The sequence below is a fragment of the Sphingomonas sp. P4_G2 genome, assembly GCF_056401155.1.
Window position 1 is genome coordinate 195,805 of record NZ_JBFUJY010000001.1, and the last position, 10,468, is coordinate 206,272.

Sequence of the window (10,468 nt, forward strand, 5' to 3'; positions counted from 1 at the left end):
CGACGCCATCACCGGCTTCCAACCCTTTGAATAATTGCCCGACTGACGGCCCTGCGCGCGGCGCGGCGGCGTTTCCGTGCGACCGGAAGCGGCGAGTTGGTATGCAAGTGGTGCGAAAATGATAAACCAAAGTAATTTTTGGTATTGAATTGAATTTTTATATATGAGAAATTCTGTTGCACACGGAAAGAGTTTCCGGGGACGATTGGGGCGTTTTGAGCCTCTGGCAGGTCGCGAAGGATCTGGGATTGATAGCGATGGGGACGTCTCGCCGCGGCGCATTTGACTTCGGACTTGCCGGAGCCTCAGCGGCTGTCGTGCAGCCGGCGCCGGCGCGGCCAGCCGTCATCGTCGCGACCTTGAATCTCGATTCCGCCGCCAATGGCGTGGCCTTGAAGTTCGACCGCCGGGCGAGCACCGCTGCGCTGCGGCCCGGCCTAGCCTTTGCAATGAACAGCCAAGCAGGGGGCTCGTAAGTCCAAGCCGCCGAGAGCCCAAAGGGCCCGGTGGAACGAAGTGATTGTCAGGGATCGAAAAACAAGAGGGATTTAGTCATGCGTTTGCACAAGCTGTTATTGAGCACCACTTGCGCCGCCGGCCTGTTCGCCGTGCCTGCGATGGCACAGGAGGCGGCCAATCCGCCGGCCCCCGAAACCGCGCCGACCAACAATGTCGACATCATCGTCACCGGCAGCCGTATCACGCGTCCCAATACCAGCGCCGCTGCGCCGGTCACGTCGGTCACCTCCGATGCGATTCGCGCCCAGGCCGCGGTCAATATCGAGGAAGTGCTGAACCGCCTTCCGCAGGTCGCGCCGGACAGCCAGCAGAATTATCAGGATTCGGACGGCCGCCAGCGCGTCAAGCTGCGCAACCTGGGCTTCGAGCGTACGCTCACGCTGATCGACGGCAAGCGCGCCGGGACGATGAACGGCGTCGACCTCAACATGATCCCGACCGCGCTGATTGAGCGCGTCGACGTCCTGACCGGCGGCGCCTCGGCGGTCTATGGCTCGGACGCGGTTGCCGGCGTCGTCAATTTCATCATGAAGGACGACTTCACGGGCATCCAGCTCAACGCGAATTACAATTTATACGCGCATCAGAACAAGCCTGGCCTGATCTCGCAGGTTGCCAGCCAATACGGCTTCGCCCAACCGGCCCGCGGTTTCACCAACGACGGCGGTCGCGCCGATTTGTCGCTGACCGCAGGCACCAAGCTGTTCAACGATCGCTTCCACATCTCGGGCTATGTCAATTACCGCAAGGCCAACCTCGTTCCCTATGACGCGCGCGAGACTTCGGGCTGCCAGCTGGTCGAGGCCGTCAAGGACGGCCCGCTGACCTGCTCGACCTCGACCTACACCTATAACGGCTATGTGTCGCCGCTGAGCGGGCCCAACGCCGGCAACGCCTATGTGAACAATCCGAACGGCACGCGTACGTTCATTCCGTATTCGACTGCCGTGGCCGCCAACCCCTATTCCGATTATTCCTTCCAGCGCGCCAACGAACGCTGGAATGCGGGCGGCTTCGCCTCGTTCAAGATCTCCGACGCCGCGGAAATCTATACCAGCGCGATGTGGTTCCGCGACAAGTCGGTCAACGGCTTCCCGGCGCGGGTCTACAGCTACACCGCCTTCGGCTCGACGCCCTATCAGGTCAATTGCAACAACCCCTATCTCTCCGCCTCGCAGTCGCAGGTGATCTGCGGCGCGCAGGCCGGAACCAGCGCGATGGTACCGGTCGAGCTTCGCTACCGCTTTGCCGGTGTGCCGGATCTCGACGACCGCTACATGAACGAGGGGCTGCGCCTCACCGGCGGTATCCGTGGCCAGATCGCCCAGGGGTGGAGCTACGATGTCGGCGGTGTCTATGCGCGCAACCAGCAGGACTATAGCTGGTCCTTCCCGTCGATCGACCGGGTCAACAACGCGCTCAACGTCGTCAACGTCAATGGCGTGCCGACCTGCGCGTCGGGAACGGCGGACGGGTGTCTCCCGCTCGATCCGTTCAGCTCGCTCTCGCCGGTCAACAATATCGGCGTGTTCAACTATCTGGTGAATGGCAGCTACGGCACCCAGAGCACGGTGAACCGCCTCTACAACGTCGTCGCGACGGTGCAGGGCGACCTGGGTACCTATGGCATCAAGGCTCCTTGGGCCGAGCAAGGCGTGGCCATCGCGTTCAGCGCCGAATATCGTAAGGACGAGCTGGAGAGCACCGCCGACGCGCTGTGGCGCGCCAATATGGGCGGTAGCGACCAGAATCTCTCCCAGCATGTCTGGGAAGGGATGGTCGAGCTCCAGGCCCCGATCGCGCAGCACAAGCCGTTCGCCGATCTCTTGCAGGTGAACGGCGCGTTCCGCCTCTCGAAATATAGCAGCAACCCGAACACCTTCTCGACGTGGAAGGCGGAAGCCTTGTGGGCGCCGATCCCGGACATCACCTTCCGGGGGTCGATCAACCGCGCGCAACGCGCGCCGACCGTGGTCGAGGCGTTCCAGGGCAGCAACATCAGCTACGACCGCATCACGACCGCTTATAACGACATTTGCGGGCCGACCCCGATCGGGACCACGACGGATCCCAATACCGGTCAGCAGATTCCGATCTATGGTGCTCCCCAGGCGTCGCAAGCGGTCTGCGCCGCCACCGGCCTGCCCGCCAATCTGTACGGCAGCCCCACCTTGCTGTGCCCGACCGATGTCGGCTGCACCGTGCGGCGCGGCGGCTTCACGGTGAATCCGGAAACGGCTTATACCAAGACCCTCGGCGTTGTGCTGAAGCCGCGCTTCCTGCCGGGCCTGACCGTGTCGGTCGATCGCTTCGTGATCAATCTCAACGACTCGATCGGCTACAACGACTATGACTATTTCTCGAACGGCTGCCTTGCTACCGGCAGCGACTTCTTCTGCAAGATGTTCGTGCGCAACGCCGACGGCACGCTCTACAGCACCCCGTCGACCAATCCGGCGACCGGCTTCCTGCGCGGCGGTACGACCAACTATTACAAGAGCAAGTCGCACGGCTGGGATTTCCAGGGCCAATATGCGCTGTCGCTGGGCGGCGCGGGGCGGCTGGACTTCGACTTTACCGGTTCGTTGACCACGCTGGCCGGCGGTCAGGATTCGCCGATCCTGCCGAAGTATAATTGCGCGGGCTATTATGGCGGCGGCTGCGGTCAGCTGATCCCCAAATGGTCGCATGAACTGCGGGCGACCTATACGACCAATGACAAGTTCTTCAGCGCTTCGGTGAACTGGCGCCATTTGGGGCCGCTCACCAACGTGACGAACTCGGGCGATCCGGCGCTCGGCTGGACGCCGGAGGGTGTGCGCACGACCTTCTATCGGATCCCGGCGTACGACTATATCGATCTGGCGCTCAGCTTCCGGGTCAACAAGGCGTATTCGTTCCGTATCTCGGCGAACAACCTGTTCGACCGGACCCCGCCGATTCTGCCGAATTCCTACAATTACGGCCTGTCGCGCAGCAACACGCTGTCGGCGCGCTACGACTCGCTCGGCCGCCAGGTCGCCGTCGGAGTCACTCTCAACTTCTGACCTTCCCTCCACCCCTGGAGGATTCCACTGAGCCCGCCTCTTCGAGGCGGGCTCTTTTTTTGTCATTTCGGTGTGGTGCAAGCGTGGCCCGGAAGCCGCATTCGCTGGCGGTTCCTTGTCGATAAAGGCATCAGCTTCAAAAAAAGAGCGTGCTGCCCTCAGAACAGATCGGCGCGATATGGCCCGAGACGAGGAACTGGAATGAGACGACAAGTGATCGGCGCGTGGGCTGTTCTTGCCGTGGCCGCCGCCATCCATCCTTTGAGCGCAATCGCTAGAGAGACGGTTCTTTACGACGGCCGCAACGTACCGACGATCATCCGCGATAATGATCGTACGATGACGTTGGCCGGAAATATGCTGACGCATGATCTTACGGCACTCACCGGGCAGACGCCCGTCGTGTCCTCCGATATTTCCGCATGTCACCGGCTCTGCGTTGTTCTCGGCCGCTATGATTCCGATCTGGTGCGCGGAATTGCCAGCGAGGCTGGCGTCGATCTTAGCCCGCTGAGGGGGCAATGGGAGCGGTATGAGCGTATTCTGGTGCGCTCGAAGCGCGACCCTGGGACGCGTTATCTCCTGATTGTCGGGTCGGATACGCGCGGCACGATCTGGGGCATTGTCGACCTGACCCAGGAGCTCGGTGTTTCGGCCTGGGAGTGGTGGGCAGACGTCACGCCGCGCCGGGTCGGGCGGCTCACGGTCGACGGCGATCGCCGGCTTTCGGATCCGCCTTCGGTCAAATATCGCGGTATCTTCCTCAACGACGAGGACTGGGGGCTCGAGCCCTGGGCCGCCAACACCTATGAGCCCGAAACGGGCAATATAGGCCCCAAGACCTACGCGCGGATTTTCGAACTGCTGTGGCGATTGAAGGCCAACACCATCTGGCCCGCGATGCATCCGTCGACCAAGCCATTCTACCAAATCCCGGGCAATGCCGAGGCCGCGCACGATTATGCGATCGTCGACGGCAGCGCGCACGACGAGCCGATGCTTCGCAACAACGTGCGCGAATGGGACGACAAGAACGGGCCGTTCAACTTCTTCACCAACCGCGCGGCGATGGTCGGTTACTGGCGTCAGCGCGTGGAACAGGTGAAGGACTTCGAGAATGTCTACACCATCGGCCTGCGCGGCAGGAGTGACTCGGCACTGGAGGGCGCGAAGACGCCGGAGGACGCGCTCGTCGCGACCGGCCAGGCGATAGCGATCCAGCGCGGACTGCTCTCGAGCGTCTTGGGCCGGCCGGCGGACGCGGTGCCGCAGATATTCATTCCGTACAAGGAAGTGCTCGACATCTACAACACGGGCTTAAAAGTGCCCGACGATGTGACGCTGGTCTGGCCGGACGACAATTACGGCTACATCAGCCAGCTCTCGAACGCAGCGGAGCGCCGGCGCGGCGGTGGTTCCGGCCTCTATTATCACATTTCCTATTGGGGGCGGCCGCACGATTATCTGTGGCTCGGGACCACGCATCCCGCGCTGATCCGCGAGCAGCTCGACCGGGCCTGGCGCATGGACGACCGAAGGTTGTGGGTCGTCAATGTCGGCGACATCAAGCCGGGCGAGATTCTGCTTCAATATTTCCTCGCTCTCGCCTTCGATCACAAATTGGCCGCGCAGACTCCGCAGGCCTACCTCACCGGCTGGGCGGCGAGGCAGTTTGGCGAGGCGGAAGCCAGCGAGATTGCGGCGGTCCTGACGGAATATTACGACCTAGCGTTCGAGCGGCGACCCGAGTTCATGGGGTTCGGCCAGGTCGAGCCGATAACGCCCAACCGGACAAGCGACTACATCCGCACCGGCGGCGGCGAAGCGCATAACCGCATCGACCGGTATCGGGAGATCAGCGCCCGCGCCGCGGCGGTGGCGAACCGCCTTCCCGCCGATCGCCGAGACGCTTTTTTCGAACTCGTGCTCTACCCTGTGCGTGCGGCGGCAAGCCTCAACGAGCGCAACCTGCTGCTCGACCTCGCCGCGCTCTACGCGCGCGAAGGCCGCGCCAGCGTCAACATCTATTCGGATCGCGCAAAAGATGCTCATGACCAAATCGTCGCCGATACCGCGACCTACAACGGGCTCAATCACGGCAAGTGGCGCGGGATCATGAACATGGCGCCGCGCAATCTGCCGGTATTCGAGGAGCCGCTCTATCCGCACGTGACAACCCCCGATCGGCCGGGCTGCGTGGTTGATGCGTCGGAGTTGACCTTCGTCACCGGCCGTCCGGCCATGCATGTGCTGACGGTCTATACCCGCGGTAGCGCCGCCGACTGGTTGGCGAGCGGCCAGAAAGGCCTCGCGCTCTCGGCTAGCGAAGGTCGGCTCGATGCCGCCAACGGGTTCGAGCAGCGGGTGCGAGTCAGGTATGATGGCAGCGGCGCCATCGACGGCGGCACCATCACCTGCGGCGGCAAGCCACTTCGGGTCGATGTGACGCAAGTCGCAACTACAGCCTCGGACGCGCCGGTCGAAATCGACCACATTGTGTCGCTCACCGCCGCGATCGCCGACAGTCCGGACTGGGAGAAGGTGCCCGGCCTCGGCTCACGTGACGGAGCTCTGCGGTCCAAGCTCGACCTGCCGTCACGTAACGACGTGAGTGCAGCGCCGCCGTTGACCTACAGCTTTGAGATCGACGGTACGTCCGATGCCCAATTGAAGATCGTCACCGTTCCGGTTCACCCACTCACCTCCGAGGATAACCTGCGACTTGCGGTGCAACTCGATGACCGGCCGGTCCAACTGCTCGATTACAAAACTTCCGGCCGCAGCGACGAATGGAAGCAGAACGTTCTCACAAACACTGCCGTTCGAACCGTCGGGATCAGTCAGCTTGCAAAAGGTAAACATCGGCTCAGAGTCTTCGCGATGGATCCCGGGTTTATCCTCGACCGAATCGATGTGCGGCTCGACCGCGCTCCCGACTTTTACGGCGCGCCGCCGCTAAGGTAGATGCTGTCGATGGCGTGCGGCCGCGCTCGACGGCGCGCCCGATCCGCGCTCGTCGTCTTCGCGATGCAAGTGCGCCAACATTTCGGGAGGTGCTGCCAGTCTGAAGCGAACTTGTCTCTCGACGGCGGCATTGCGCGCGTTAGCGGTCCGTCTCCCAACGAGTGGGCATTTGCTCTGAGAGAGCCGGCGTTAGTGCTCCCGCGCGGCCGTCTTGCGGATCTCGTCGATCGGGCTCAGCAGATAGGAGACGAGCGAACGACGGCCGGTGCGGATATCGGCGGTGACCGCCATGCCGGGGGTAAGGGCGACTGTAGCACCGTCCCGCTGGATCGTCGCACGGTCCAGCGTCACCCGCGCGGTGTAGATCAGTCCGCGTTTATCGTCCTGTATCGCGTCCGAGCTGATCTGCTCGAGCCTGCCCTGCACGGCGCCATAGCGCGTGAAAGGAAAGGCCTCGATCTTGAGCGCGACCGGTTGGCCGGGACCGACGAAGCCGACATCCTTGTTGGCGATCGCCACTTCGGCGACCAGCGCCCCGCGCGCGGGCACGATCACCATGATCGGCTTGGCCGCCTCGACCACGCCGCCGACGGTGTGGACGGCCAGTTGCGTGACCGTGCCGTCGACCGGGCTGACCAGGCGTTGGAGGCTGCTGCGTTTGGTGGCCTTGGTCAGTTCCTCCCTGCGCAGCCGCGCGTCGCTCTCGGCCTTGGCGAGATCGGCGAGGACGCGGGCGCGCGCCTCCGCGGTGGACTGGCTCGAATTGCCGCCTGTCACCGCGATCTGCGCCTCCGCCTTGCGTGCGGTGGCGAGGGCGGCGTCGCGGTCGCGCGCGGCGCTGAGGCGCTGGCGGCGCATCTCGATCACGCGCAGCTTCGAGACATAGCCCTTTTCGAGCAGCTTCTCGTTGGCGGCAATCTGCTCGTCGAGCAGCGGGAGGGTCTCGGTGAGCTTGGCCGCTTCGATCTGCGCCTCGGTACGGGCGGCCTGGGCGACCTGAGTGTCGGCGGCGCGCGTTCGGCCGGCCGCCTGGATCTCGGCAAGCTGGGCGCGGGCGAGCGAGAGCTGGGTGGCGGCGACTTCGGGCGTGGTCCCGGCGGGCGGGGTGAATCGCAGACCTTGGCCGTCGAGCGCGGACAACACAGCGCGCAGCCGCGCGGCGTCGAGCATGGCGGTTTCCAGCGCCTTGCTGGCTTGCGCCGTGTCGGCATCTGAAACGGTGGGATCGAGCTCGACCAGAGGCTGGCCGGCGCGGACGCTCTGGCCGTCGCGGACCAATATGGCGTGGACGATCCCGGCCGCGCCGGGCTGGATCAGCTTGACGTCGTCGGCGGGGACCAGCTTGCCCGGCGCCGAGGCGACGACGTCGACCTGGCCAAGGACCAGCCAGAGCAGCGCGACCGCGAGCAGGCCGAGCAATAGCCAGGCCGTGACCCGTGCGGTCGGCGACACGGGGCGTTCGATCACTTCGAGCGCGGCGGGAAGGAAGTCGGCCTCTTCGGTGCGCAGAACCCGGCGCGACCGCGCGCGCTCATTGTCGAGCGCGTCGCGAACGGCAGTCCAGTGATGGGTGAGCGCGTTCATGCCGCGGCCCCTGACTGAACGCCGATCTGGCGATGGTGGAGCGAGGCATAGCGGCCGCCGAGACGGAGCAGCTCGTCATGCGTGCCGCTCTCGACGATGCGCCCCTTGTCGAGCGTCAGGATATTGTCGCATTGGCGGATCGCGGAGAGGCGATGCGCGATGATCAGCACGGTGCGGCCGGCGGCGATCGCCTTGAGATTGCGCTGGACGATCTCCTCGCTCTCGGCATCGAGCGCCGAAGTCGCCTCGTCGAGGATCAGGATGCGCGGATTGGTGATCAGCGCACGGGCGATGGCGAGACGCTGGCGCTGCCCGCCCGAGAAGTTGACGCCGCGCTCCTCGACGATCGTGTCATAGCCCCGCGGCAGCGCCAGGATGAAGTCGTGCGCGCCGGCGAGGCGGGCGGCGGTCATCACTCGCTCGATCGGCATGGCAGGATCGGCGAGCGCGATATTCTCGCGGATCGAGCGGTTGAACAGGATATTCTCCTGCAGCACCACCCCGATCTGGCGGCGCAACCAGGCGGGATCGATCTGCGCGACATCGACGCCGTCGACCAGCACGCGGCCGCTCGCGGGCAGATACAGGCGCTGGAGCAGCTTGGTGAGCGTCGACTTGCCCGAGCCCGAGGCGCCGGCGATGCCGAGCGTGACGCCGGCGGGCAGGTCGAGGCTGATGTCGTCCAATGTCCAGGGGCCGTCGGCGGCATAGCGGAAGCGGACATTCTCGAAGCGGACATGACCGGCGAGCGCGGGTAAAGCGGTGCGCGATCCGGCGCCGGGCTCCGCGCCGGTGTTGAGGATGTCGCCCATTCGCTGGACAGAGAGGCGGACCTGCTGGAAGTCCTGCCAGAGCTGCGCCATGCGGATGACCGGGCCGGAGACGCGCTGGGCGAACATGTTGAACGCGACCAGCCCGCCGATCGTCAGCGCACCGGCGATCACTTGCTGCGCGCCGAAGAACAGAATCGCGGCGAGGCTGAGCTTGGAGATGAGCTGGACCGCCTGGCTGCCCGAATTGCCGAGGTTGATCACCCGCTGGTTGGCGGCGCTGTAGGCGGCGAGTTGGCGTTCCCAGCGGTTCTGCCATTGCGGCTCGACCGCGGCTGCCTTGAGCGTCTGCATGCCCGAGACGCTCTCGACCAGCAGTGCGTTGTTGGCGGCGCCGCGCGCGAACTTCTCGTCGAGCCGCCGGCGCAAGGGCCCGGTGACGGCGATCGAGACGACCACATAAGCGGGGAGGGTGAGCGCGACGATGACGAACAGGAGCGGCGAGTAGAGGAACATCGCGACGAGGAAGACGATCGTGAACAGCGGATCGACCAGCACGGTGAGCGACGCGCTGGTCATGAATTCGCGCACCGTCTCCAGCTCGCGGACGCGAGTAACGGTGTCGCCGACGCGGCGATTCTCGAAATAGGCGAGCGGCAGGCGGAGCAGGTGGCGGAAGAGGCGGCTGCCCAGCTCGACGTCGAGCTTCTGGCTGGTCTCCGAATAGAGTCGAGTGCGCAGCCAGCCGAACGCGACTTCCCAGAGTGAGACCAGCACTAGCCCGATACTGAGCACCTGCAGCGTAGCCAGGCTGTTGTGCGCCAGCACCTTGTCGACAACGTTCTGGAAGAAGAGCGGCGCGGCGAGACCGAGCAGGTTGAGCGCGAGGGTGATCAGCAGGACTTCGCCGATCAGCTTTCGGTATTTGACGATCTGGGGGATGAACCAGGTCATGTCGAAGGCGGCCGCGGCAACCTGCGCGGAATCGCGGGTGGCGACGAGGAGCAGCGTGCCCGTCCATCGGGTCTCCAGCACGGCGCGGTCCCAGCGTTCGATCGCGGCGCCGGGACGCTGGATCGCCACGGCATCCTCGCCGACGCGGCCGATCACGAACCAACCCTCGGCGCCACTCGCCATCACCGGCATGGGAAGGCGCCTCAATCGTTCGAAATCGCCGGTCGTCGCGCGGGCGCGCACGCCTTCGATACGCTTTGCCAAGCGTAGCAGATCGGAGGTCGTGACTGGATTGGCATGGCCGAGGCTGTGGCGCAGCTCGGACGGGTCTGCTGCGATGCGGTGCATGGCGAGGATCAGGACGAAAGCGTCGAGGCCGGTGTCCGCGGGCGGTCGGGACGTACCGAAGGACAGGTCCTGATGCACGGTGGATCTCCGATCGGGTTCCTCAGGCGTGGCAATCTCCAGCGTGCGGCAGGCTGGCGTAGAACATGCGCCTCCCGCTCAAAGTCGCTGCGTTGCTTTTGCGGTGCAGCAACATGAATCGTCGATCCTTGGTAGCGGTCAAAGTCTGGAGAGCGAAGGCGCCAGCGGCTCCGGTCGTCGATGCAAAGGGGCGATTCGGCTTTC

4 protein-coding genes are annotated in these 10,468 nt (G+C 64.5%); 2 read left to right on the top strand and 2 right to left on the bottom strand.

Annotation, left to right across the window (positions count from 1 at the left end; all coding sequences use genetic code 11):
• Window positions 1–554 precede the first annotated feature (554 nt).
• Window positions 555–3,566: a TonB-dependent receptor domain-containing protein gene (locus tag AC1DRD_RS00880; RefSeq protein WP_478039618.1), complete on the top strand. Its 3,012-nt coding sequence runs from the start codon at window positions 555–557 to the stop codon at window positions 3,564–3,566.
• Window positions 3,567–3,905: 339 nt separating this feature from the next.
• Window positions 3,906–6,530, top strand: a complete 2,625-nt coding sequence (locus AC1DRD_RS00885) for a glycosyl hydrolase 115 family protein (RefSeq protein ID WP_478039620.1) — start codon at window positions 3,906–3,908, stop codon at window positions 6,528–6,530.
• A gap of 189 nt (window positions 6,531–6,719) precedes the next feature.
• On the opposite strand, the gene AC1DRD_RS00890 is transcribed toward AC1DRD_RS00885, so the two are convergent.
• Both AC1DRD_RS00890 and AC1DRD_RS00895 read right to left on the bottom strand, forming a co-directional pair.
• Window positions 6,720–8,114, bottom strand: coding sequence for an HlyD family type I secretion periplasmic adaptor subunit (locus AC1DRD_RS00890; protein ID WP_478039622.1), 1,395 nt, complete (start codon window positions 8,112–8,114; stop codon window positions 6,720–6,722).
• Window positions 8,111–10,264, bottom strand: coding sequence for a type I secretion system permease/ATPase (locus AC1DRD_RS00895; RefSeq protein ID WP_478039624.1), 2,154 nt, complete (start codon window positions 10,262–10,264; stop codon window positions 8,111–8,113). The genes AC1DRD_RS00890 and AC1DRD_RS00895 overlap by 4 nt, the downstream gene beginning before the upstream one ends.
• Window positions 10,265–10,468 lie beyond the last annotated feature (204 nt).